Origin of the sequence: Pseudomonas sp. FYR_5 (assembly GCF_043106315.1) — a bacterium.
GTDB classification, from domain to species: domain Bacteria; phylum Pseudomonadota; class Gammaproteobacteria; order Pseudomonadales; family Pseudomonadaceae; genus Aquipseudomonas; species Aquipseudomonas putida_Y.
In genome coordinates this window covers 1-24,934 of sequence record NZ_JBICMK010000024.1, presented here as the reverse complement: position 1 = coordinate 24,934, position 24,934 = coordinate 1, and the positions used below count along the sequence as shown (strand labels likewise).

The 24,934-nt window shown below is 62.9% G+C and carries 19 protein-coding genes and 1 pseudogene; 17 read left to right on the top strand and 3 right to left on the bottom strand.

The genetic code is table 11. From position 1 onward, the window contains the following. Positions 1-395 precede the first annotated feature (395 nt). Positions 396-839, top strand: a complete 444-nt coding sequence (locus ACF8RA_RS02885; protein WP_019437397.1) for an Hsp20 family protein — start codon at positions 396-398, stop codon at positions 837-839. A gap of 86 nt (positions 840-925) precedes the next feature. Here the strand turns inward: ACF8RA_RS02885 and ACF8RA_RS02880 are convergent, their stop codons facing one another. Together ACF8RA_RS02880 and ACF8RA_RS02875 are read right to left on the bottom strand one after the other, a co-directional pair. Continuing rightward, positions 926-4,222: a PAS domain S-box protein gene (locus tag ACF8RA_RS02880; protein ID WP_392460945.1), complete on the bottom strand. Its 3,297-nt coding sequence runs from the start codon at positions 4,220-4,222 to the stop codon at positions 926-928. Between the two features lie 61 nt (positions 4,223-4,283). Then, the gene (locus ACF8RA_RS02875; protein ID WP_176685815.1) at positions 4,284-5,162 is read right to left on the bottom strand and encodes a LysR family transcriptional regulator; all 879 of its coding nucleotides are present in this window, start codon (positions 5,160-5,162) and stop codon (positions 4,284-4,286) included. Between the two features lie 131 nt (positions 5,163-5,293). Between ACF8RA_RS02875 and leuC the strand changes: the two genes are divergently transcribed. The 5 genes from leuC to asd all read left to right on the top strand — a co-directional run bounded on the left by leuC (position 5,294) and on the right by asd (position 10,564). After that, positions 5,294-6,727: a 3-isopropylmalate dehydratase large subunit gene (gene leuC / locus ACF8RA_RS02870; protein ID WP_003247191.1), complete on the top strand. Its 1,434-nt coding sequence runs from the start codon at positions 5,294-5,296 to the stop codon at positions 6,725-6,727. Continuing rightward, positions 6,724-7,368, top strand: a complete 645-nt coding sequence (leuD, locus tag ACF8RA_RS02865; RefSeq protein ID WP_003247192.1) for a 3-isopropylmalate dehydratase small subunit — start codon at positions 6,724-6,726, stop codon at positions 7,366-7,368. The genes leuC and leuD overlap by 4 nt, the downstream gene beginning before the upstream one ends. 118 nt (positions 7,369-7,486) lie before the next feature. Next, complete coding sequence (locus ACF8RA_RS02860) at positions 7,487-8,251, top strand: class I SAM-dependent methyltransferase (protein WP_176685816.1); 765 nt, start codon at positions 7,487-7,489, stop codon at positions 8,249-8,251. Positions 8,252-8,305: 54 nt separating this feature from the next. Beyond that, positions 8,306-9,388 (top strand): 3-isopropylmalate dehydrogenase, encoded by a 1,083-nt coding sequence (gene leuB / locus ACF8RA_RS02855; protein ID WP_003247194.1) that lies wholly within the window; start codon positions 8,306-8,308, stop codon positions 9,386-9,388. A gap of 63 nt (positions 9,389-9,451) precedes the next feature. Continuing rightward, positions 9,452-10,564, top strand: coding sequence for an aspartate-semialdehyde dehydrogenase (gene asd, locus ACF8RA_RS02850; RefSeq protein ID WP_021784927.1), 1,113 nt, complete (start codon positions 9,452-9,454; stop codon positions 10,562-10,564). An 828-nt stretch (positions 10,565-11,392) separates the two neighbouring features. Here asd and ACF8RA_RS02845 read toward each other — a convergent pair. Further along, positions 11,393-11,499: pseudogene (locus ACF8RA_RS02845) on the bottom strand (3-deoxy-7-phosphoheptulonate synthase); the annotation flags it as partial. A 476-nt stretch (positions 11,500-11,975) separates the two neighbouring features. On the opposite strand from ACF8RA_RS02845, the gene ACF8RA_RS02840 reads away from it, so the two are divergent. The 11 genes from ACF8RA_RS02840 (at position 11,976) to ACF8RA_RS02790 (ending at position 24,874) form a co-directional block, all read left to right on the top strand. Beyond that, a complete protein-coding gene (locus ACF8RA_RS02840) occupies positions 11,976-12,980 on the top strand; it encodes an aspartate-semialdehyde dehydrogenase (protein WP_176685800.1) in 1,005 nt (334 codons plus the stop codon). 71 nt (positions 12,981-13,051) lie between these two features. Then, positions 13,052-15,787, top strand: coding sequence for a FimV/HubP family polar landmark protein (locus ACF8RA_RS02835; RefSeq protein WP_176685799.1), 2,736 nt, complete (start codon positions 13,052-13,054; stop codon positions 15,785-15,787). A gap of 194 nt (positions 15,788-15,981) precedes the next feature. Then, the gene (gene truA / locus ACF8RA_RS02830) at positions 15,982-16,842 is read left to right on the top strand and encodes a tRNA pseudouridine(38-40) synthase TruA (protein ID WP_176685798.1); all 861 of its coding nucleotides are present in this window, start codon (positions 15,982-15,984) and stop codon (positions 16,840-16,842) included. A 61-nt stretch (positions 16,843-16,903) separates the two neighbouring features. Further along, the gene (locus ACF8RA_RS02825) at positions 16,904-17,524 is read left to right on the top strand and encodes a phosphoribosylanthranilate isomerase (RefSeq protein ID WP_176685797.1); all 621 of its coding nucleotides are present in this window, start codon (positions 16,904-16,906) and stop codon (positions 17,522-17,524) included. A 223-nt stretch (positions 17,525-17,747) separates the two neighbouring features. Then, entirely contained in the window at positions 17,748-18,641 is an 894-nt protein-coding gene (gene accD, locus ACF8RA_RS02820) for an acetyl-CoA carboxylase, carboxyltransferase subunit beta (protein WP_021784489.1), read from the top strand. Further along, on the top strand, positions 18,641-19,948 hold the full coding sequence (gene folC, locus ACF8RA_RS02815) for a bifunctional tetrahydrofolate synthase/dihydrofolate synthase (RefSeq protein ID WP_392460567.1): 1,308 nt from the start codon (positions 18,641-18,643) through the stop codon (positions 19,946-19,948). The genes accD and folC overlap by 1 nt, the downstream gene beginning before the upstream one ends. Next, positions 19,932-20,576, top strand: coding sequence for an SPOR domain-containing protein (locus tag ACF8RA_RS02810; protein WP_176685795.1), 645 nt, complete (start codon positions 19,932-19,934; stop codon positions 20,574-20,576). Before folC ends, ACF8RA_RS02810 begins: the two co-directional genes overlap by 17 nt. A gap of 194 nt (positions 20,577-20,770) precedes the next feature. Continuing rightward, positions 20,771-21,328 carry a CvpA family protein gene (locus ACF8RA_RS02805; protein ID WP_176685794.1) on the top strand — a complete coding sequence of 186 codons (558 nt, stop codon included), beginning with the start codon at positions 20,771-20,773 and terminating at the stop codon, positions 21,326-21,328. A 42-nt stretch (positions 21,329-21,370) separates the two neighbouring features. Continuing rightward, positions 21,371-22,876 carry an amidophosphoribosyltransferase gene (purF, locus tag ACF8RA_RS02800; protein WP_176685793.1) on the top strand — a complete coding sequence of 502 codons (1,506 nt, stop codon included), beginning with the start codon at positions 21,371-21,373 and terminating at the stop codon, positions 22,874-22,876. A gap of 16 nt (positions 22,877-22,892) precedes the next feature. Beyond that, positions 22,893-24,104: an O-succinylhomoserine sulfhydrylase gene (locus ACF8RA_RS02795; protein ID WP_392460565.1), complete on the top strand. Its 1,212-nt coding sequence runs from the start codon at positions 22,893-22,895 to the stop codon at positions 24,102-24,104. Next, positions 24,101-24,874, top strand: a complete 774-nt coding sequence (locus ACF8RA_RS02790) for an SDR family oxidoreductase (protein ID WP_176685791.1) — start codon at positions 24,101-24,103, stop codon at positions 24,872-24,874. Before ACF8RA_RS02795 ends, ACF8RA_RS02790 begins: the two co-directional genes overlap by 4 nt. Positions 24,875-24,934: the final 60 nt, after the last annotated feature.

The window sequence follows — 24,934 nt, the reverse complement described above, 5'->3', positions numbered from 1 at the left end:
CATGTCGGTGGTTGGGCGCAGGCCCTCGTAGGAGCGGGTCGGTGGTGGACACAGGTCGGTGATTGGGCGCAGGTCCTCGTAGGAGCGGATTTATCCGCGAAAGGGCCGGCCCTGCTGGCCAATCTCCACCCGCCGTTCAGCGTTGCCGCCGCTACCGTATTCGCGGGTAAACCCGCTCCTACGCCGGATCGGTGGTGGACTCAGGTCGGTGGCGGGGCACAGGCCGTCGTAGGAGCGGGTTCACCCGCGAAGAGGCCATCAAACCCCGTGCAAAAAAATCAAATTTTTTCTATTTACCCCTTGAAAGCATTTCCCTCGGCCATATCTTTTGAGTACGCGATGCCGAAGCCGGGTCGCGTAATGACTTACTTGCTGAATCTCAGGAGTTTATGACCATGACTACTGCTTTCTCTCTTGCTCCACTGTTCCGCCATTCCGTTGGTTTCGACCGTTTCAACGACCTGTTCGAATCCGCGGCACGTAACGAGGCCGGTAGCAGCTACCCGCCCTATAACGTGGAAAAGCATGGCGATGACCACTACCGCATCGTGGTTGCTGCAGCCGGTTTCCAGGAAGAGGACCTCGACCTGCAGGTCGAAAAAGGTGTCCTGACCGTGACCGGTGGCAAGCGCGACAATAGCGCCGCTGAAGTGACCTACCTGCACCAGGGTATCGCACAGCGCGCCTTCAAGCTGTCGTTCCGCCTGGCTGATCACATCGAAGTGAAGGCCGCCGGCCTGGCCAATGGCCTGCTCAGCATCGACCTGCTGCGCATCGTGCCAGAAGAAGCCAAGGCCAAGCGCATTCCGATCAATGGCGAAAAACCAGCGCTGAACTGATCGCACTGCAATGAAAAAGGGCACCTCCAGAGGTGCCCTTTTTCGTGCTTCTCGCGCCGTCCCGTAGGTGCGCGAGAGCCATGCCATCAGTAATCTGCCGGCGCCTCCAGCAACATCTGCCGAAATTCCGGCAACGGCAATGGCCGGCTGTGCAGATAACCCTGGTACAGATGGCACCCCAGTCGCTCGAGAAACGCCAGCTGTTCGGTCAGCTCTACCCCTTCGGCAATCACCGCCAGGTCCAGACTGCGCGCCATGGCGACAATGGCGCGGACAATCTCTGCGTCGTTGGGGTCGACAGGGGCGTCGCGTACGAAGCTCTGGTCGATTTTCAGCGCATCCACCGGCAGGCGCTTCAGGTAAGTCAGCGAGGAATAGCCGGTGCCGAAGTCATCCATGGCAAAACTCACGCCGTAACGCTTCAGCTCGCGCATCTTGCTGATGGTGTCTTCCAGGTTCTGGATGACGATGCCTTCGGTGATTTCCAGCGTCAGCATCTGCCGCGGCAGGCGATAATCGTCCAGGCTGCGCAGCACCCGCCCGACAAAGTCGTTCTGGCGGAATTGTCGCGGGCTTATGTTCACACACAGGCTGAAATCATCAGCGTCGATCAGCCCGTCGGTGAGCATGCGGGCGCAGGCGTCGCAGGCTTCGTCGAGAATCCAGCTGCCGACTTCAAGGATCAGGCCGCTTTCTTCCAGTACCTGGATGAACTGCGAGGGCGGTTGCTGACCCAGTTGCGGGTGGTGCCAGCGCAGCAGTACTTCGGCGCCGACGATGCGGTTGTCGCGGGCATCCACTTGCGGCTGGAAGTGCAGCGCCAGTTCGCCACGGGCCAAGGCCAGGCGCAGGTCGTTTTCCATGCGCAGGCGCTCGCTGGCGGCCTTCTGCATGGTGGTGTGGAACAGCTGGGTGGTGTTGCGACCGGAGTCCTTGGCCCGGTACAGGGCGATATCGGCACGCTTGAGCAGGTCAGCCGGTGTGGTGCCGTGGTCGGGGATCAGCGCCACGCCGATGCTGGGCGTCACTTGCAGGCGCTGGCCATCCAGTGACATGGGCTCGGCCAGCAGTTCGCGCAGGGTGTCGGCCAGCTCGCGCACTTTCTCTTCCACGTGTTCGCGGCTCCCTTCCAGGCCGCTGAGCAGTACCACGAACTCGTCGCCCCCCAGGCGCGCTACGGTGTCCTCCAGACGCACGCTGGCCTCCAGACGGGCGGTGATGATCTTCAGCACGGTGTCGCCCACCGGGTGGCCCAGCGAGTCGTTGATGTGCTTGAAGTGGTCAAGGTCGAGGAACAGCAGGGCGCCACGCAGGTTATGGCGCTTGAGCAGGGCGATCTGCTGGCTCAGGCGGTCCATCAGCAAGGCGCGGTTGGGCAGGTTGGTCAGCGGGTCGTGATAGGCCAGGTGGCGTATCTGCGCCTGAGCGTTCTTCAACTGGCTGACGTCGCGGGCAGTCAGCAGCAGGCAGTCCACTTCGTTGAGGGTGATCGGTTCCACCGAAACCTCCACCGTGAGGATATCGCCACGCTTGTTTCGCCCGAGCATCTCGCGGTGGTGTACCCGGCCGCGCTCGCGCAATTCGGCCAGCAGCGCGCTGCGCTGCTTGTCGTCGGCCCAGATGCCGATCTCATACACCGTGTGGCCGATCACGTCGGCAGTGCTGTAGCCGGTCAGGCGGCAGAAGCCGTCGTTGACTTCCAGGTAGCGGCCGCTGTGGCGTTCGGTAATGGTGATGGCGTCGGGGCTGGAGTGGAAGGCCTTGGCGAACTTCTCCTCGCTGGACTTCAGCGCTGCTTCTGCGCGTTGTTGCTGGGTGATGTCGCGCAGGGTGGTAACGCTGCACGGCTGGTCGTCGACGGTGATCAGGCGGCTGGAAATCACGCAGGTCAGTGGGGTGCCATTGCGGTGGTTGAGTATCACTGCGACGTTGCTCAACGCCTGTTCGCGGATCACCTGCTCGATACGTTGCGCGCGCTCAACGGACTCGGCCCACAGGCCGATCTCCTCTGCGGTACGCCCAAGCACCTGCTCGCTGCTCCAGCCGAAGGTCTGGGTGAACGCCGGATTGATCTCGATGAACTGGCCGGTATCCTGGCGAGTGACGCAGATCGGGTCGGGGCTGACCTGGAACAGGCTGGCAAACTTCTCTTCCGAGGCGCTCAGGCGCTGTTCGCGCTCCACCTGGTCGGTGATGTCGAGCAAGGTGCCAGCCATGCGCAGGGGGATGCCCTGGTCGTCGCGGTACAGCCGAGCGCGGCTTTCGATGTAGCGTGAAGCGCCGTTTTCCAACTGCACTCGGTAGGTGATCTGATAGTTGCCGGCAGGCCCTTCGCGCAGGCTACGGTAGGCCTGTCGCATCGAGTTGCGTTCTTGCTCTGGCACACCCTCGAAGAATGCATCGAACGATTCATGAAAGGGGATAGGCGGCAAGCCATGCAGCTGCGCGGCGCGGGCCGAGCCGTAGAGCATGCCGCTTGGAATGTGCCAGTCCCAAGTGCCCAGTTGTGCCGAATCCAGGGCCAGGTCCAGGCGCTCCTGGCTGTCTTTCAGGGCCTGCTCGGCGCGCTTGCGTTCGGTGGTGTCGACGAATGTACTGATCAGGAAGGTCACGCCTTCCAGTTCGATGCCCTGGGTACACAGGATGCCATCATGCACCTTGCCACTGGATGCGCGGAATTGCACCTCCATCGTCAGCGGGCCGCCGTTGGCGCGGGTCGACTCGATTATCTGGTGGCGCTGTTCGGGGTTGACCCACAGGCCCAGTTCCAGGCTGGTCTTGCCGATCACCTGGCTGCCGGGCCAGCCGAACATGTCTTCGAAGTGCTGGTTGACCTCGAAGATCATGCCATCGTGGCGGCGGGTCAGCAAAATGGCGTTGGGGCTCAGGTGGAACAGCGTGGCGAAGCGCTTTTCCGAATTGATCAGCGCCGTTTCCCGCTCGCGCTGACGGGTGATCTCGCGGATCACACCGATCATCTGCGGTCGGCCGTGCGGGTCGTGGGTCAGGCTGCCGTTGATCTCCAGCCAGTGCAGGCTGCCGTCCGGCCAGCGGATACGGTGGCGCATGGCCTGTTCCACTGGCTCGCCGTTGACCACCGCCTGGAACACCTGGCGCGTACGGGCGCGGTCCTCCTCGGGCAGCAGGTCGAGGTAATCGATATCGGCGGGCAGTGGCCGCTGTGGATCGAAACCGAACAGGGCCTGGGTACCCCGCGACCAACTGACCCTGCCGCTTTCGATATCCCATAGCCAGGCACCCAGGTGCGCACCGTTGAGCGCTGCCAGCAGTTGCGGGGCGCTCTGCCAGGCCTGCTCGGACTCCTGGGGATCAGCTGCAGGTATTCGCGGCAGGCGCAAAAAGCGGTTTGCTGATTTGGGCATCGGTACCAGACCTGTGGCGTATGACGTGTCCTTGGAATCGGAATAGCTGGCTGACAACCGGTCAGGTGGGCCCTGAGTGGCTGTCGAGCAGGGCCATGAATGCCCTGGCCGCATTCGATAGCGTACGCTCCGTGTGCAGAATGTAGCCTAGCTGGCGCGAAAGCTGTATGCCGGGCAAAGCGATGGGTGCAACTTGTTCGTCGAGCATGGTGCGTGGCAGTACGCTCCAGGCCAGACCGATCGACACCATCATCTTGATGGTTTCCAGGTAGTTGGTGCTCATGGCGATGTTCGGCGTCAGGCCCTGGCTTTCGAACAGGCGCTGGACAATATGGTGGGTAAAGGTATTGCCACCGGGGAATACCGCCGGGTGGCGGGCGACGTCAGCCAGGCTGACCGCCTGGTTGCTGGCCAGCGGATGCTCGGGGGCGGCGACGAAGTCCAGGGCGTCGTCCCACACCGGCACAGCCTTGACCAAGTGGTGTGGCTCGGGCGCCAGGGTGATCACGGCGATTTCGGCTCGGCCATGCAAAATCTCGTCGTAGGCCTGTTCCGAATCCATGAACTGAATATCCAGCGCCACTGCCGGGTACTGGCGGGTGAAGACCCGTAACAACGGGGGCAGGCGGTGCAGGCCGATGTGATGGCTGGTGGCCAGGGTCAGGCGACCGCTCACGGCCCCGGTCAGATTGGTCAGCGCCCGTCGGGTATCATCAAGGACGTTGAGGATCTGGTAGGCCCGCGGCAGCAGGGCACGTCCGGCTTCGGTCAGGGTCACCTCGCGCCCCAGGCGGTCGAACAGGCGTACGTCCAGTTGCTGCTCCAGGCCGGCGATGCGTTTGCTGATGGCCGGTTGGGTCAGGAACAGGCGTTCGGCTGCGCCGGAAAAGCTGCCGGTTTCAGCAATGGCGATGAAGGCACTGAGGTTAGCCAGGTCCATGGTGTCGTATTCCTTTGGGTTATCCAAAGCATAAAAATTATGAATTTGAGTTATTCAATCTAACCCCCTAGCATCGTCCGTACAAGCCAAGGGGTCTTTGGCATAGAAAGACGCTGATGAGGAACAGTCTGATGGCTGGCAAAACGCTCTACGACAAACTCTGGGAAGCCCATGAGGTCAAGCGCCGTGATGACGGCTCGTCCTTGATCTACATCGACCGCCACATCATCCACGAAGTGACGTCGCCCCAGGCCTTCGAAGGCCTGCGCCTGGCCAACCGCAAACCGTGGCGTATCGACGCCAACATCGCCACGCCGGACCACAACGTGCCGACCACGCCAGAGCGCAAGGGCGGTATCGAGGCGATCGTCGACCAGGTGTCGCGCCTGCAGGTGCAGACCCTCGACGAGAACTGTGACGAATACGGCATCGTCGAATTCAAGATGAACGACGAGCGCCAGGGCATCGTCCACGTCATCAGCCCGGAGCAGGGCGCCACCTTGCCGGGCATGACCGTGGTCTGCGGTGACTCGCACACCTCCACCCACGGCGCCTTCGGTGCCCTGGCCCACGGCATCGGCACCTCCGAGGTCGAGCACGTGCTCGCCACCCAGTGCCTGGTCGCCAAGAAGATGAAGAACATGCTGGTGCGCGTGGAAGGCCAATTGCCGGCCGGCGTTACCGCCAAGGACATCGTGCTGGCCGTGATCGGCAAGATCGGCACCGCCGGTGGCAACGGTCACGCCATGGAGTTCGCTGGCAGTGCCATCCGCGAATTGTCGATGGAAGGCCGCATGACCATCTGCAACATGTCCATCGAAGCCGGTGCCCGCGTGGGCCTGGTGGCGACCGATGCCACCACCGTTGCCTACGTCGAAGGCCGTCCGTACGCGCCGAAGGGCGAGCAGTGGAAGCAAGCGGTCGAATCGTGGAAAGACCTGGTGTCGGATGACGACGCCGTATTCGACACCGTGGTGGAACTGGATGCCAGCCAGATCAAGCCACAAGTCAGCTGGGGCACTTCGCCCGAAATGGTTCTGGCTGTCGACCAGCGTGTGCCAGACCCGGCTGCCGAAGCCGACCTGGTCAAGCGTGGTTCGATCGAGCGTGCCTTGAAGTACATGGGGCTGACCGCCAACCAGGCGATCACCGATATCAAGCTCGACCGTGTGTTCATCGGCTCGTGCACCAACTCGCGAATCGAGGACCTGCGCGCAGCGGCGGAAATCGCCAAGGGCCGCAAGGTGGCTGCCAGTGTCAAGCAAGCCATCGTCGTACCGGGCTCGGGGCTGGTCAAGGCTCAGGCCGAGCGTGAAGGCCTGGACAAGATCTTCCTCGAAGCCGGTTTCGAATGGCGTGAACCAGGCTGCTCGATGTGCCTGGCGATGAACCCGGACCGCCTGGAAAGCGGCGAGCACTGCGCGTCCACCTCCAACCGCAACTTCGAAGGCCGTCAGGGCGCCGGTGGTCGTACCCATCTGGTCAGTCCGGCCATGGCCGCCGCTGCTGCTGTAGCTGGCCACTTCATCGATGTCCGCGAGTTGATCCAAGGGAGCGCAGCATGAAAGCCTTTACCCAGCACACTGGCCTCGTCGCACCGTTGGACCGTGCCAACGTCGACACCGACCAGATCATCCCCAAGCAGTTCTTGAAGTCGATCAAGCGCACCGGCTTTGGCCCGAACCTGTTCGACGAGTGGCGTTACCTGGATGTGGGGCAGCCCTACCAGGACAATAGCAAGCGCCCGGTCAATGAGGAGTTCGTGCTCAACCACGCGCGCTACCAGGGTGCCAGCGTGTTACTGGCGCGGGAGAACTTTGGTTGCGGCTCCAGCCGTGAGCATGCCCCTTGGGCGCTGGACGAGTACGGCTTCCGCAGCATCATTGCGCCGAGCTTTGCCGACATTTTTTTCAATAACAGCTTCAAGAACGGCTTGCTGCCGATCATTCTGAGCGATGAGGAAGTCGACGAGCTGTTCAAACAGGTCGAAGCCAACCCGGGCTACCAGCTGACCATCGACCTGCAGGCGCAGGCGGTGACCCGCCCGGATGGCAAGGTGCTGCACTTCGAGATCGATGCGTTCCGCAAGCACTGCCTGCTCAACGGTCTGGACGATATCGGCCTGACCCTGCAGGACAGCGATGCGATCAAGGCCTTCGAAGCCAAGCACCGTGCCAGCCAGCCCTGGCTGTTCCGTGATGCCTGAAGTTCGTAGGTGAAAGTGCCGGCCTCTTCGCTCCTACAGAGGGTTACGCGGTCGTTGTAGGAGCGGGTTTACCCGCGAAGAGGCCAGCACAGGCAACAAAAATCTAAAGGAACGAGACATGACCAGCACCCAGCACACCGATGTGGTCCAACGCCAGTTCGGCGAACAGGCCAGCGCCTACCTCAGCAGCGCCGTGCACGCCCAAGGCAGTGAATTCGCCCTGCTGCAGGCCGAGCTGGCAGGGCAGGCCCATGCCCGCGTGCTGGACCTGGGCTGCGGTGCCGGTCATGTCAGCTTCCACGTCGCCCCGCGGGTTAACGAAGTGGTCGCCTACGACCTCTCTCAATCCATGCTCGACGTGGTCGCCAGCGCCGCCGCCGAACGCGGCCTGGGCAATATCATTACCGAACGCGGCGCTGCCGAACGCCTGCCGTTCGCCGATGCTTCGTTCGACTTCGTCTTCAGCCGTTATTCGGCCCACCACTGGAGCGACCTGGGCCTGGCCCTGCGCGAAGTGCGCCGGGTCCTCAAGCCGGGTGGTGTGGCGGCGTTCATCGACGTGATGTCGCCGGGCAGCCCGCTGCTCGACACTTACCTGCAAACGGTCGAAGTGCTGCGCGACACCAGCCATGTGCGCGACTATTCCGCCGCCGAGTGGCAGCGGCAGGTCAGCGAAGCCGGCCTGCACGTGCGCAGCCACACCCGCCAACCGCTGCGCCTGGAGTGGAGCACCTGGGTTGAGCGCATGCGCACACCCGAGCCGATGCGCGTGGCCATCCGCCAGTTGCAGCAAGCCATGGGCGAAGAAGTACGGCAGTATTACCAGATCGAGGCCGACGGCTCGTTCAGCACCGATGTGCTGGTGTTGTGGGCCGAGCGTTAAGCACTTTTCGGTGGGGCCCGCTTGGCCACACCGCGTGAATGGATAGAGGAAAGCATGAGCAAGCAGATTCTGATTCTCCCAGGTGACGGTATCGGCCCGGAAATCATGGCCGAAGCGGTCAAGGTACTGGAACTGGCCAACGACAAGTTCCAGCTCGGTTTCAGTCTGGCGCACGACGTGATTGGCGGTGCCGCCATCGACAAGCACGGTGTGCCGCTGGCCGACGAAACCCTGGAGCGTGCGCGCAAGGCCGATGCGGTGCTGCTGGGGGCTGTGGGCGGGCCGAAGTGGGACAAGATCGAGCGAGACATCCGCCCGGAGCGCGGCCTGCTGAAGATCCGTTCGCAACTGGGCCTGTTCGCCAACCTGCGCCCGGCCATCCTTTACCCGCAACTGGCCGATGCCTCGTCGCTGAAGCCGGAAATCGTGTCGGGCCTGGACATTCTCATCGTCCGTGAGCTGACCGGCGGCATCTACTTCGGTGCCCCGCGCGGCCAGCGCGAGCTGGAAGGCGGCGAACGCCAGGCCTACGACACTCTGCCGTACAGCGAAAGCGAAGTGCGCCGTATTGCCCGTGTCGGCTTCGACATGGCCCGCGTGCGCGGCAAGAAACTGTGCTCGGTGGACAAGGCCAACGTTCTGGCCTCCAGCCAGCTGTGGCGTGAAGTGGTCGAGGACGTGGCCAAGGACTACCCGGACGTGGAACTGAGCCACATGTACGTCGACAACGCTGCCATGCAGCTGGTGCGTGCACCCAAGCAGTTCGACGTGATGGTGACTGATAACATGTTCGGTGACATTCTGTCGGATGAAGCTTCCATGTTGACCGGTTCCATCGGCATGCTGCCTTCGGCGTCCCTGGATGCCGACAACAAGGGCATGTACGAGCCGTGCCACGGCTCGGCACCGGACATCGCAGGCCTTGGCATCGCCAACCCATTGGCGACCATCCTGTCGGTGTCGATGATGTTGCGTTACAGCTTCAATCAGTCGGCTGCCGCCGAGGCGATCGAGAAGGCCGTGAGCCTGGTTCTGGACCAGGGTCTGCGCACCGGCGACATCTTCTCGGAAGGCTGCCGCAAAGTTGGTACGCAGGAAATGGGCGACGCAGTAGTCGCAGCGCTGCGGAATCTGTAATCTCTCTGGCCCGCCCCCCAAAATTCCCGGTGGCGGCCCACTTTTAGCAAAGGTGTAGTTGCGATGAAACGTGTAGGTCTGATCGGTTGGCGCGGTATGGTCGGTTCCGTGCTCATGCAGCGGATGCTGGAGGAGCAGGATTTCGACCTTATCGAGCCGGTGTTCTTCACTACCTCCAATGTTGGTGGCCAGGGTCCGAACGTGGGCAAGGATACAGCGCCCCTCAAGGACGCTTATTCGATTGAAGAACTCAAGACCCTCGACGTTATCCTGACCTGCCAGGGCGGCGACTACACCAACGAGGTCTTCCCCAAGCTGCGTGAAGCCGGCTGGCAGGGTTACTGGATCGACGCCGCTTCGTCCCTGCGTATGCAGGATGACGCGGTGATCATCCTTGATCCGGTCAACCGCAAGGTCATCGACCAGCAGCTGGACGCCGGTACCAAGAACTACATCGGTGGCAACTGCACCGTCAGCCTGATGCTGATGGGCCTGGGTGGCCTGTTCGAGGCCGGTCTGGTCGAGTGGATGAGCGCCATGACCTACCAGGCGGCTTCGGGTGCCGGCGCGCAGAACATGCGCGAGCTGATCAAGCAGATGGGTGCTACCCACGCCGCAGTGGCCGATGACCTGGCCAACCCGGCCAGCGCCATCCTCGATATCGACCGCAAGGTTGCCGAGACCATGCGCAGCGAAGCGTTCCCGACCGAGAACTTCGGTGTGCCGCTGGCGGGCAGCCTGATCCCGTGGATCGACAAGGAACTGCCGAACGGTCAGAGCCGCGAAGAGTGGAAGGCCCAGGCCGAAACCAACAAGATCCTTGGCCGCTTCAAGAGCCCGATCCCGGTAGACGGCATCTGCGTGCGCATCGGCGCCATGCGCTGCCACAGCCAGGCGCTGACCATCAAGCTGAACAAGGACGTGCCGATCGCCGACATCGAAGGCATGATCAGCCAGCACAACCCTTGGGTGAAGCTGGTGCCGAACCAGCGTGAAATCAGCATGCAGGAGCTGAGCCCGACCAAGGTCACCGGCACCCTGAACATCCCGGTTGGCCGCCTGCGCAAGCTGAACATGGGTTCGCAGTACCTGGGCGCGTTCACCGTGGGTGACCAGCTGCTGTGGGGCGCCGCCGAACCGCTTCGCCGCATGTTGCGGATTCTGCTGGAGCGTTGATCGTTCAGGCTTCACCTGAAAAATACCGCACTGGTGACAGTGCGGTATTTTTTTATGCCTGAAGGTATGCATTTGGGTCGCGGGCCTAATCGCCGGATAAGTCATGCCGCTGTTTAATGGCGAAAATTCTGTTCTGACAGCCCCCTTGCCGTTGCTCTTGCCGTTGCTTTTGCTTCTAAGTGCGCGGTAGTTCAGGCGACGCAGATTGCGACTTCAGGAGGCCGAGCGCAGGGCTTGCGGAGGGAGGTGACGGGCATGGATGTCCGTCAAGCGCTGGGCCCCAGGATGGGGCCTGCAGCGCGGTCCTCCCGGGAGCAAGCCCGGAGCGAGGGAACCCCGGAGCGCAGCGCAGGGGCCGGATGATGGGAGCCGACGGCTTTGGTTACTTTGGCCACGACCAAAGTAACCCGCCGGAAGGGCGGAAAGGTGAATAGGCGCCAACATCGTGAATGAATGTCTGCTTGATGTGTAAGCGCACAACCCAAAAGCTCAAAAGCTTAAGCGCCGGTTTTGATCGGGCGTACAGTCTGTTTGCGATGGCGACGCCGACTCACCTTTCCGCCCTTACGGCGGGTCCCTTTTTGTCGTGGCAAAAAGGGACCAAAAACCGTCGGCTCCCATCATTCGGCCCCTACGCTGCGCTCCGGGGTTCCCTCGCTCCGGCCTTGCTCCCGGGAGCACGCGCTGCAGGCCCCATCCATGGGGCCTCAGCGCTTGACGGGCATCCATGCCCGTCATCTCCCTCCGCAATGCCTCCACTCGGCCTCCTGAAGTCGCAATCTGCGTCGCCTGAACTACCGCGCGTTTAGAAGCAAGATCAAAAGCGAACTCGGTGATCGGCCGACACCGCCGATGCATTCGGTGAGGTTCTGCCCGGTCATCTGGATAAGGATATCGCCGGCATGGCTGCCCTCGGCCTGGTGTACCTGGAAGAACGCTGTTGCTCTTGCTTTTGCTCTTGCTTTTGCTTTTGCTTTTGCTTTTGCTTCTAAGTGCGCGGTAGTTCAGGCGACGCAGATTGCGACTTCAGGAGGCCGAGCGCAGGGCTTGCGAAGGGAGGTGACGGGCATGGATGCCCGTCAAGCGCTGAGGCCCCATGGATGGGGCCTGCAGCGCGGTCCTCCCGGGAGCAAGCCCGGAGCGAGGGGACCCCGGAGCGCAGCGCAGGGGCCGGATGATGGGAGCCGACGGCTTTGGTTACTTTGGCCACGACCCAAGTAACCCGCCGGAAGGGCGGAAAGGTGACGATGCGCCACCTGCGCGAATGAATACCTACTCGGTGTGAGTGCGCACATCCAAGAAGCAAGACGCAATCGAGCAACAGCAACAGCAGCGCCGGGTGGGCACAGACAAAACCCTACAATCCGAGTAAAGTGCCGCCCCCGCCGTCTACAGCAAAAGGATCCCTTCCATGACACACCCTTTGGATATCGCCGTCGTCGGCGCCACCGGCAGCGTCGGTGAAGCCTTGGTGCAGATCCTCGAGGAACTGGCATTCCCGGTTGCCACCCTGCACCTGCTGGCCAGCATGGAATCGGCGGGCAGCAGCGTGATGTTCGCCGGCAAGAAGCTGAAGGTCCGCGAAGTCGACAGCTTCGACTTCACCCAGGTCAAGCTGGCCTTCTTCGCCACCGGCGCCGCCGTCAGCCGCAGCTTTGCCGGCAAGGCGCTGCAGGCGGGCTGCACGGTCATCGACCTGTCCGGTGGCCTGGACGACGCCCTGGCCCTGGTGCCGGAAGCCAACGCCGAACGCCTGGCCAGCCTGTCGTTGCCAGCGCGTATCGTCAGCCCATGCTCGGCCGCAGTAGCCCTGGCCGTCGCGCTGGCGCCGCTCAAAGGCCTGCTGGACATCGAGCGGGTGCAAGTGATGGCCGCATTGGCGGTGTCGGCGCAAGGCCGTGAAGCGGTCAGCGAGCTCGCCCGGCAAACCGCCGAACTGCTCAATGCCCGCCCGCTGGAGCCGCGCTTCTTCGACCGTCAAGTGGCGTTCAACCTGCTGGCCCAGGTCGGTGCTGCCGACGAGCAGGGCCATACCGCGCTGGAGCGCCGCCTGGTCAGTGAACTGCGCGTGCTGCTGGGCCTGCCTGACCTGAAGATTTCCGTGAGCTGTGTTCAAGTCCCGGTGTTTTTCGGCGATAGCTTCAGTGTGGCCGTGCAAAGCCGTCGCCCGGTAGACCTGGCAGCGGTCAACCAGGCCCTGGACGCAGCCGACAGCGTCGAGCGGGTGGAAAACGATGATTATCCGACCCCGGTAGGTGACGCAGTAGGCCAAGACGTGGTCTATGTTGGACGTGTACGTCACGGTGTTGATGAAGACCAGCAACTCAACCTCTGGCTGACCACCGACAACGTGCGCAAAGGCGCCGCGCTCAATGCCGTGCAAGTGGCGCAATTGTTGATTAAACACATGCCGTAAAAGATACTGGCGAGCACTTTTGTCCTGCTCCGCATGCAGGTTTCGGGACGATTCATACAAGGGAAGAGGTCATGCTTCGAATTCGCAAACTGGTTCTGGCCATGGCTGCAGCATCCGCGCTGTCGTCTGGCATGGCGAATGCGCTGGGCCTGGGGGAGCTGACCCTGAAGTCGGCACAGAATCAGCCGTTGGACGCCGAGATCGAATTGCTCGACGTGCGCGACCTCAAAGCCACCGAAGTGGCGCCGAGCCTGGCGCCGCCGGAAGAGTTCAGCAAGGCCGGGGTGGCGTTTCCGACCTACCTCGAAGACCTGACCTTCACACCGGTGATCAACCCCAACGGCAAAAGTGTGCTGCGCGTGACGTCCAGTCAGCCGCTGCCTGGTCCGGTAGTCAAGTTTTTGGTGCAGGTCATGTGGCCGCAGGGCCGCCTGTTGCGTGACTATAGCGTGCTGCTCGACCAGGCCAAGGCACAGGGCGAAAAACCGGCAGCAGGCAATGTCACACCGGCCATGACCGGCGCCAGCAACTACACCACCCAGCGTCGCGACACCTTGTGGCAGATTGCCGCGCGTAACACCCAGGGTGGTTCGATCCAGCAGACCATGATCGCGATCCAGGCTTTGAACCCGGACGCCTTCATCGGCAACAACATCAACCTCCTGAAGGTTGGCCAGGTACTGCGCTTGCCCGATCAGCAGCAGATCCAGAGCATCGCCCAAGGCGAGGCGAACCGCGAGGTGGCCGAGCAGTATGCCGCCTGGCGTGAAGGCCGTCGCCTGGGGCCACGTGCCCGCCAGCTGGATGCCACCCGTCGTGGCGCCGCCGAGGCTGCACCGTCGCGTATCGCCCAGGGCGACAACCTGCGTCTGGTCAGCCCGGGCAGCCAGGCCGATGCCGGCCAGGCCAAGGCGTTGAGTGACAAACTGGCCATGGCCCAGGAAAGTCTGGACACCAGCCGTCGCGACAACGAAGAACTGAAAAGTCGCATGGCCGACCTGCAGAGCCAACTGGACAAGCTGCAGCGCCTGATCGAGTTGAAGAACAGCCAGTTGGCACGCCTGGAAGGCCAGGGCGCAGCCACGTCGGCAGCGGCTGCCGCTACCCCGGACCAGCCAGCGGACAAGCCGGCGCCTGCTACTGCCGATACCGCACCCGAGCCTGTGCCGGCCGCTCAGCCTGTACCCGCCAGCCAGCCGAAGGGTGCGCTCGACGCAGTCCTGGGCAATCCGTGGCTTTTGGGGATGATTGCCGGTTCCAGCATCCTGGTGCTGGCACTGCTGCTCTGGCTGCTGGCGCGCAAGCGCAAGGCCCAGCAAGAAGCTGAGAAGCACCTGCGCATGGCGCGGGCGCTGGAAGAAGAGCAGGGCACAGGTTTCGACAGCGATACCGAGAGCTTCGACGGCGTCGAAGCCCCGGAGCCGGGTGTAACCCTGTCGCCGGCTGTGGTCGCCGCTTCGGCTGCAGCTGCCGTCGCTGCGGAAAAAGTGGCTGAACCGGTCGCCGAGGCAGACCCCCTGACTGAGCCGCAAGCAGATCCGCACGCCGCGCTGTTGGCGCAAGTCGACCAATGCCTGGCCGAAGGCCGCCTGAATCGTGCCACCGACCTGCTGGAGCCCGCTGTGGCCGCTGCACCGGAACGTGACGACCTGCGCCTGAAGCTGATGGACGTGTACGCCCGCCAGGGTGACCAGAGCGCGTTTGCCGAACAGGAGCGTCAGTTGCCGGCCAGCGAACAGAACGTTGCCGAAGTCGCCGGGCTGAAAGAGCGTTACCCCGCCATGCTCGGCCTGGCTGCTGCCGGCCTGGGTGCGGCGGCGCTGGCTGCCGAAATGGATGAGCAGTACGTGCAAGAGCTGCTGCACGATGAGCCCGAAGCGCCGGTGGTTGCCGATGTGGCGCCTGACGAGGTGTCTGGGTTCGAGCCACAAGTGGAGGCTGAGCCAGAGGTTGTCGCGCAAGCAGAGCCTGACGCAGAGCTGGATGCCTTCGATGAAGTGCCAACGCTCGATGTTTCCGGCCTGGATGAGCAGGATCTGGACAGCGCCTTCGACCTGAGCCTGGGCGAAGACCTGGCCGAGGAAGACCCGCTGGCCACCTCCATGCTGGACGAGCCGGTGGTACAGGGGGCCGTTCCCGACGAGCTGGTAATCGCAGAACCTGTGCTGGACGAGCCCGTACAGGAAGAAACTCAGCCAGAAGAACAGCCATTTGCCGTGGATGCAGAGCTGCAGGCCGACGCCGATGCTGATTTCGAGGCCATGCTGGCACAAGCCGAGCCTCAGCCTGCCGTGGACCTGTCTGATTTCGACCTCGACATCAGTGAGCCTGTGGCTCCAGCCACTCCGGACACGGTGGAGCAGGGGCCGGTCGATGTCGCCGCCGAACTGGCAGCCTTCGACAGTGAGCCGGAGTTTGACCCGGTCTCCGAGTTCGACTTGCCGTCGGACTTCGACTTGTCCCTGTCGCTGGAAGACGATTCGCCGGCCGCCAAGAGCTTTGCCTCGGAGCTCAATGACGTCAACGCCGAGCTGGACAAGTTGTCGCAGAGCCTCGAAACGCCTTCGTTGGAGCCGCACTTCACCAGCGAAGACGCGGTTGCGCAGCCCGAGCCCGAGCCCTTGGACGACTTGGACTTCGACTTCTTCTCCGGCAGTGATGAAGTCGCCACCAAGCTCGACCTGGCCCGTGCCTATATCGACATGGGTGACAGTCAGGGCGCGCGCGACATCCTCGATGAAGTGGTCAAGGATGGCGACGATAGCCAGCGTCAGGAAGCCGAGGACCTGCTCTCTCGTCTGGTCTGATGCAAGTAGGGCAGGCCTCTTCGCGGGCTTGCCCGCTCCCACAGGATCCTCACACATTTCGACCTTGTGAGTGACCTGTGGGGGCGGCGGGGCACCCGCGATTAGGCCCGCAAATGCAGTGCGCATCCACCGGCAGCCCTACGAGGCTGCCGTTGTCGTTATAATCTCGCCATTCCGTACACCCCACAGGTTTCATGCTCTTGGACATCATCGACACCGCTACCGCCGAATCCGCGGCCGAAGGCTTCTCCCGCATCGCCCTGGGCGTGGAATACAAAGGCGCGCGCTACCGCGGCTGGCAGCGCCAGGCCAGCGGCGTGCCGAGTGTCCAGCAAGCCCTGGAGCAAGCGCTGTCCAAGGTCGCCAACGAGCCGATTTCGGTGATTTGCGCCGGGCGTACCGACGCCGGCGTTCACGGCTGCGGGCAGGTCGTGCACTTCGATACCCGTGCCGTGCGTGAGGAGCGCGCCTGGACCATGGGCACCAACTTCAACCTGCCGCACGACATCAGTGTGGTCTGGTCGCGGCCAATGCCGGCCGATTTTCATGCCCGCTTCAAGGCCTGCGCCCGGCGCTACCGCTACGTGATCTACAACGACCCGATTCGCCCGGCGCACCTGGCCGAGGAGGTGACCTGGAACCACCGTCCGCTCGACGTCGATCGCATGGCCGAGGCCGCGCAGTTCCTGCTCGGCACCCACGACTTCAGCGCCTTCCGCGCCAGCCAGTGTCAGGCCAAATCACCCATCAAGCATATCTACCACCTGCGTGTTACCCGCCATGGCCAGATGATCGTGCTGGACGTGCGTGCCACCGCCTTCCTGCACCATATGGTGCGTAACATTGCCGGTGTGTTGATGGCCATCGGCGCCGGCGAGCGTCCGGTTACCTGGGCCCGCGAGGTGCTGGAAGGGCGCAACCGCCGTGAAGGTGGGGTAACGGCCCACCCATACGGGCTTTACCTGGTGCAGGTGGAGTACCCCGAAGCGTTTGCGTTGCCCAAGCGTTACATCGGCCCACACTTTTTGAGTGGTTACGAGGCGTTGGCAGACTGACGGGCGAAAAGCCATTTGCTAACATCCGCCCTTTCGCCGCAACAATCAGGGTTCGTGTTCCATGAGCAATGTTCGCAGCAAGATCTGCGGGATTACCCGCATCGAAGACGCACTGGCCGCTGCCGAAGCGGGTGCCGATGCCATTGGCTTCGTCTTCTATGCCAAGAGCCCGCGGGCAGTGGACGTGCGCCAGGCGCGGGCGATCATTGCCGAGTTGCCGCCATTCGTGACCACGGTCGGGTTGTTCGTCAATGCCTCGCGCTGCGAGCTGAACGAGATCCTCGAAGTGGTTCCGCTGGACCTGCTACAGTTTCACGGCGATGAAACCCCGCAGGACTGTGAAGGCTACCACCGCCCCTGGATCAAGGCCCTGCGTGTGCGCCCTGGCGACGACCTGGAGGCGGCCTGCCAGCTTTATGCGGGTGCCCGTGGCATTTTGCTGGACACCTATGTGCCGGGCGTGCCCGGGGGAACCGGCGAGGCGTTCGACTGGTCATTGGTGCCGGCGCGGCTTGGCAAGCCGATCATCCTCGCGGGCGGGCTGTCGGCCGATAACGTTGGTCAGGCCATTGCCCAGGTAAAGCCTTACGCGGTGGATGTCAGCGGTGGCGTCGAGCAGGCCAAGGGCATCAAGGATGCGGCAAAGATCGAGGCCTTCATGAAGGCGGTGAAACAGGCTTGATGGCAGATGTGACGGCTGGCTGCGCGCCATCGTCCATAGCTTTCGCAGCCCTGCTGGGCCGCCGCCAGTAGCTGTGGCGGCAAGAAAATACATTAGCGGTGGAGTGGCGCGCTGGAAGCCCCGGCGGCCGGTCCACCATCGTTTCATAAAAGATTTTGAGCTCAAGGGCAGGGCAGGGACGGTGACGCTGTCCCCCCGCCTGCCAATACTGGAGAAAGAAAGCATGAGCAACTGGTTAGTCGACAAACTGATCCCTTCGATCATGCGTTCCGAGGTGAAGAAGAGCTCGGTGCCCGAGGGCCTGTGGCACAAGTGCCCGTCCTGCGAGGCCGTGCTGTATCGTCCGGAGCTGGAAAAGTCCCTGGATGTCTGCACCAAGTGCAATCACCACATGCGTATCGGCGCACGTGCGCGCATCGACATTTTCCTTGACGCTGAAGGCCGGGCTGAACTGGGCGCTGACCTGGAGCCGGTCGACCGCCTGAAGTTCCGTGATGGCAAGAAATACAAGGACCGCCTGACCGCTGCGCAGAAGCAGACCGGCGAAAAGGACGCGCTGATCTCCATGAGCGGCACCCTGATGGGCATGCCGATCGTGGTTAGCGCCTTCGAGTTCTCGTTCATGGGCGGCTCCATGGGTGCCATCGTCGGCGAGCGCTTCGTACGCGCGGCCAACTATGCCCTGGAAAACCGCTGCCCAATGGTTTGCTTCTCCGCTTCGGGCGGTGCGCGCATGCAGGAAGCGCTGATCTCGCTGATGCAGATGGCCAAGACCTCGGCCGTGCTGGCGCGTCTGCGCGAAGAAGGCATCCCGTTCATCTCGGTCCTGACCGACCCTGTGTATGGTGGTGTTTCCGCCAGCCTGGCGATGCTCGGCGACGTCATCGTCGGTGAACCGAAGGCCCTGATCGGCTTCGCCGGCCCGCGCGTGATCGAGCAGACCGTACGCGAGAAGCTGCCTGAAGGCTTCCAGCGCAGCGAGTTCCTGCTGGAGCACGGAGCTATCGACCTGATCATCTCCCGTGGCGAACTGCGCCCGCGTCTGGCCCGCCTGCTGGCGCAGATGACCGGCCAGCAAACCCCGGAAGAAGCGCGTGAGGCGGCTGCCGTCGCGTGATGAAACAACGATCCCTGGGCGAATGGCTCGCCTACCTCGAGCAGTTGCACCCCTCGGCCATCGACATGGGTCTGGAGCGGTCGCAGAAGGTGCTTGCCCGCCTGGCGCTGGGCAAGCTGGCGCCGCGCGTGGTGACGGTGACCGGCACCAATGGCAAGGGGTCGACCTGCGCCTTCGTGGCTTCGTTGCTGCGTGCCCAGGGGCTCAAGGTCGGTGTGTACAGTTCGCCGCACCTGTTACGTTACAACGAACGGGTGATGATCGATGGCCAGGAGGCCAGCGATGAGCGCCTGTGCGAAGCCTTCGCCGCCGTCGAGGCGGCACGGGGCGATATTTCCCTGACCTACTTCGAGATGGGTACGTTGGCCGCGTTCTGGTTGTTCTATCAGTCGCAGCTGGATGCCGTGGTGCTCGAGGTGGGCCTTGGTGGTCGCCTGGATACCGTGAACGTAGTGGATGCCGACTTCGCCCTGGTGACCAGCATTGGTGTCGACCATGTTGATTACCTGGGTGATACCCGCGAGCTGGTAGCCTTCGAGAAGGCTGGCATCTTCCGCCCGGGCAAGCCGGCCCTGTGCGGTGACCTGGACCCGCCCAAGCCGTTGCTGGACAAGGCCGCCGAACTGGCCGCGCCACTGTTCCTGCGCGGGCGGGAATTCGATCTGGCCAGCGCCGATGGCTGCTGGAGCTGGCGTGGTACTGCGGCCGATGGCACGCAGGTAGAGCTGCATGACCTGCCTTTGCTTGACCTGCCCATGGAAAACGCCACGCTGGCCCTGCAGGCTTACCTGCTGATGGGGCTGCCGTGGGACGCGGAGCAAGTTCGCCAGGCGCTGCTGGATACCCGTATCACTGGGCGTCTCGACCTTCGTAATTTGAACTGGCAGGGCAAAGCGGTAGCGTTGCTGCTGGATGTCGGGCACAACCCGCATGCGGCGCAGTACCTGGCCAGGCGCCTGGCGGCCCGGCCGCTGAAGGGGCGCCGTCTCGCGGTATTTGGCCTGCTCGCCGACAAGGATCTGGATGGCGTTATCGCGCCGCTGCAGGGCCTCATCGACGACTGGGCAGTGGCGCCGCTGGATACTCCGCGCAGTCGCCCGGCCGCGGAGCTGGTCACGTCCTTGGCGAACCTCGGTGCCGCGGTGAAGTCTTATGCCAGCGTCGATGCCGCCCTTGAGGGGCAATGTGCGCAGGCGACGGCGGATGATCAGATCCTGCTGTTCGGTTCGTTTTTCTGTGTCGCCCAGGCGCTGGAATGGCTGGAGCGGCACGCCCAGGAGGGTGGAATAGATGGCTGTGCTGGATAAAGGGATGAAACAGCGCATGGTGGGTGCGCTGGTGCTGGTGGCGCTGGCGGTTATCTTCCTGCCGATGCTGTTCACCCGCGAGGACGAGATGCGCCAGGTGCACGTCGAAGCCCCGCAGGCACCGGCCATGCCCAGCCTGCCGGAAGTGAAGGTGGAGCCGGTTGCCGTGCCGGAGCCGCAGGTTATTCCGGAGGTGCCGCAGCAGGCGCCCGTGGTGATCGACGAGTCGACTGCCCCGGCGAGTACACCCCGCCAGCCAATCACACCGTCGCCACAGACCCAGGCGCAGGTTCAGCCGCCCAAGCCGCAGGCCCCCGCGCCCAAGGTGGAGGCCAAGGCCGCTGCAACACCCGCGCCTGCCGCGCCATCGAAGATCGATGCCAATGGCCTGCCAGTCAGTTGGTCGATCCAGCTGGCCAGTCTGTCCAACCGTGCCGGTGCCGAAAAGCTGCAGCAAACGCTGCGTAGCCAGGGTTACAACGCCTATATCCGCACGGCGGGTGGCATGAACCGCGTGTACGTGGGGCCGTTGATCGAGCGCGCCGAGGCCGAGCGCGTGCGTGACGCGGTCAACCGCAAGAACAGCCTCAAGGGTTTTGTGGTGCGTTTCCAGCCTGAGCGCAGCTGATTCCCCGGGGCGGCTGTGCCGCCCATTCGCGGGTGAACCCGCGCCTACAGGCACCGCGCCGCTGCAAGGCTCACCCAGAACCTGGCAGTGGGTTCACCCGCCAATGGCCCAACACCAATCCAGCTGACATTCCGCTTACTCCCGGCCCGCCGCTCTGGTAAAATGCGCCGCCTCAAACGTCTGCAGGCAACACCGTGGCATTTACCTTGGTTGATTGGGCGATCATCGCGATCATCGCCGTCTCCACATTGATCAGTCTCAAGCGCGGCTTCGTCAAGGAGGCCTTGTCCTTGCTCATCTGGATCATTGCCGGTGCGGTTGCCTGGATGTTCGGCGGTTCGCTCTCGGTGTATCTTGAGAGTTATATCCAGACGCCATCGATGCGCGTCATCGCTGGCTGCGCCATTCTTTTCGTCGCCACCTTGCTGGTGGGGGCCATGGTCAACTTCCTTGTCGGTGAGCTGATCCGCGTGACCGGGCTGTCCGGCACCGATCGTTTCCTGGGCATGGCCTTCGGTGCCGCGCGCGGGGCCTTGCTGGTAGTGGTAGCCATAGGTCTGATCAGCCTGGGGCCGGTTCAACAAGATACCTGGTGGCAGGAATCACGCCTGATACCACAGTTTCTCTTGGTCGCCGACTGGTCGAAAAACCTGATTCTGGGTTTTTCCGACCAATGGACGCCCAGTGGCCTGATCAGCACTCCGGCTGATCTTCCGTTCAAGGAACAGTTGCTCGGGCCGTCCAAGCCCTGAGCGCTATTCAATCAAGTTTCATCAAAGTAGGGGTTGCGTCGCATGTGTGGCATCGTCGGTATCGTCGGTAAGTCGAACGTCAATCAGGCGCTGTATGACGCGCTTACGGTCCTCCAGCACCGCGGCCAGGACGCTGCCGGTATCGTGACCAGCCATGACGGCCGGTTGTTCCTGCGCAAGGATAATGGCCTGGTGCGCGACGTGTTCCAGCAGCGCCACATGCAGCGCTTGGTAGGCAACATCGGCATCGGCCACGTGCGCTACCCGACTGCGGGCAGCTCGACCTCGGCCGAGGCCCAGCCGTTCTACGTCAACTCGCCTTACGGCATCACCCTGGCTCACAACGGCAACCTGACCAACGTCGAGCAGTTGGCCAAGGAGATCTACGAGTCCGACCTGCGCCACGTCAACACCAACTCCGACTCGGAAGTGCTGCTGAACGTGTTCGCCCATGAGCTGGCGGTGCGCGGCAAGCTGCAGCCGACCGAAGAAGACGTGTTCGCCGCGGTCTCCCATGTGCATAGCCGCTGCGTTGGCGGATACGCCGTGGTGGCCATGATCACCGGCTACGGCATCGTCGGCTTCCGCGACCCCCATGGCATTCGCCCGGTGGTGTTCGGCCAGCGTCACACCGACGAAGGCGTGGAATACATGATCGCCTCGGAAAGCGTCGCCCTCGACGTGCTCGGCTTCACCCTTATCCGCGATCTGGCGCCGGGCGAAGCGGTGTACATCACCGAAGAAGGCCAGTTGTTCACCAAGCAGTGCGCCGAATCGCCAACGTTGCAGCCGTGCATCTTCGAGCACGTCTACCTGGCTCGCCCGGACTCGATCATCGATGGGGTCTCGGTTTACAAGGCGCGTCTGCGCATGGGTGAAAAGCTGGCCGACAAGATCATGCGCGAGCGCCCCGATCATGATATCGACGTGGTCATCCCGATCCCGGATACCAGTCGCACTGCCGCGCTGGAGCTGGCCAACCGGCTGGGCGTCAAGTTCCGCGAAGGTTTCGTCAAGAACCGTTACATCGGCCGTACCTTCATCATGCCCGGCCAGGCCGCGCGCAAGAAGTCGGTGCGTCAGAAGCTCAACGCCATCGAGCTGGAGTTCCGCGGCAAGAATGTGATGCTGGTGGACGACTCGATCGTGCGCGGCACCACCTGCAAGCAGATCATCCAGATGGCCCGCGAAGCCGGCGCCAAGAATGTCTACTTCTGCTCCGCGGCCCCTGCTGTACGCTACCCCAACGTCTACGGCATCGACATGCCGAGTGTTCACGAACTGATCGCCCACAACCGCACCACCGAACAGGTGGGTGAGTTGATCGGCGCCGATTGGCTGGTCTATCAGGACCTGCCAGACCTGATCGACTCGGTCGGTGGCGGCAAGATCAAGATCGAGCAGTTCGATTGCGCGGTGTTCAACGGTGAGTATGTCACTGGCGATATCGACGAAGCCTACCTCGACCGCATCGAGCAGGCCCGTAATGACCTGGCCAAGGTCAAGAACCAGGCCGTCAGCGCGATCATCGATCTTTACAACAACTGATTTTGGGAGCGACGGCATGACGGATCAATGGGATGCCGGGCGACTGGACAGTGACCTCGAGGGTGTCGGTTTCGACACCCTGGCAGTGCGCGCTGGTCAAAACCGTACCCCGGAAGGCGAGCACAGCGAAGCGCTGTTCCTGACCTCCAGCTATGTATTCCGCACGGCAGCCGATGCTGCTGCGCGCTTTGCCGGTGAAACGCCGGGCAACGTCTACTCGCGTTACACCAACCCGTCGGTGCGTGCCTTCGAGGAGCGCCTGGCGGCCATGGAGGGTGCCGAACAGGCCGTGGGTACGTCCACCGGTATGGCGGCAATCCTGGCCGTGGTCATGTCGCTGTGCAGCGCCGGTGACCATGTGCTGGTGTCGCAGAGCGTATTCGGCTCCACCATCAGCCTGTTCGAGAAGTACTTCAAGCGCTTTGGTGTACAAGTGGACTACGTGCCCCTGGTCGACCTTTCCGGCTGGGAAAAGGCCATCAAGGCCAACACCAAACTGCTGATCGTCGAGTCGCCATCCAACCCGCTGGCCGAGTTGGTCGATATCACTGCGCTCAGCGAAATCGCCCATGCCCATGGTGCCATGCTGGTGGTGGACAACTGTTTCAGTACCCCGGCGTTGCAGCAGCCGCTGAAGCTGGGTGCCGACATTGTGTTCCACTCGGCCACCAAGTTCATCGACGGCCAGGGCCGCTGCATGGGCGGTGTGGTTGCCGGCCGTACCGAGCAAATGAAAGAAGTGGTCGGTTTCCTGCGTACCGCAGGTCCAACCCTCAGCCCGTTCAACGCCTGGATCTTCACCAAGGGCCTGGAAACGCTGCGCCTGCGTATGCGTGCACACTGCGAAAGCGCTCAGGCCCTGGCCGAATGGCTGGAGCAGCAGGACGGCGTGGAGAAGGTGCATTACGCCGGCCTGCCCAGCCACCCGCAGCACGAACTGGCCAAGCGCCAGATGAGCGGTTTTGGTGCAGTGGTCAGCTTTGAGGTCAAGGGTGGCAAAGAGGGCGCGTGGCGTTTCATCGACGCTACCCGAGTGATTTCCATCACGACCAACCTGGGTGACAGCAAAACCACCATCGCTCATCCGGCTACCACCTCACACGGTCGTCTGTCGCCGCAGGAGCGTGAAGCGGCGGGTATCCGCGATAGCCTGATCCGCGTTGCCGTGGGCCTGGAAGACGTGGCCGACCTGCAGGCTGACCTGGCGCGTGGGCTGGCAGCATTGTGATCGAAATCAGCGGCAGTACCCCGGGCCACAATGGCCGGGTAGCCTTGGTCACAGGTGCCGCCCGCGGCATCGGTCTGGGCATTGCCGCATGGCTGATCTGCGAAGGCTGGCAGGTGGTGCTGAGTGATCTGGACCGCCAGCGTGGCACCAAAGTGGCCAAGGCGCTGGGCGACAACGCCTGGTTCATCACCATGGACGTTGCCGACGAGGCCCAGGTCAGTGCCGGAGTGTCCGAAGTGCTCGGGCAGTTCGGCCGGCTGGACGCGCTGGTGTGCAATGCGGCCATTGCCAACCCGCACAACCAGACGCTGGAAAGCCTGAGCCTGGCACAATGGAACCGTGTGTTGGCGGTCAACCTCAGCGGGCCCATGCTGCTGGCCAAGCATTGTGCGCCGTATCTGCGTGCGCACAACGGGGCGATCGTCAACCTGACCTCGACCCGTGCTCGACAGTCCGAACCGGACACCGAGGCTTATGCGGCAAGCAAGGGCGGGCTGGTGGCTTTGACCCATGCCCTGGCGATGAGCCTGGGCCCGGAGATTCGTGTCAATGCGGTGAGCCCGGGCTGGATCGATGCCCGTGATCCGTCGCAGCGCCGTGCCGAGCCGTTGAGCGAAGCTGAGCATGCCCAGCACCCAGCGGGCAGGGTAGGGACTGTGGAAGATGTAGCGGCCATGGTTGCCTGGTTGCTGTCACGCCAGGCGGCATTTGTCACCGGCCAGGAGTTTGTGGTCGATGGTGGCATGACCCGCAAGATGATCTATACCTGAGCACCTTGTTTAAACTGCGCCGGCCTCTTCGCGGGTAAACCCGCTCCTACGACGGTTAAT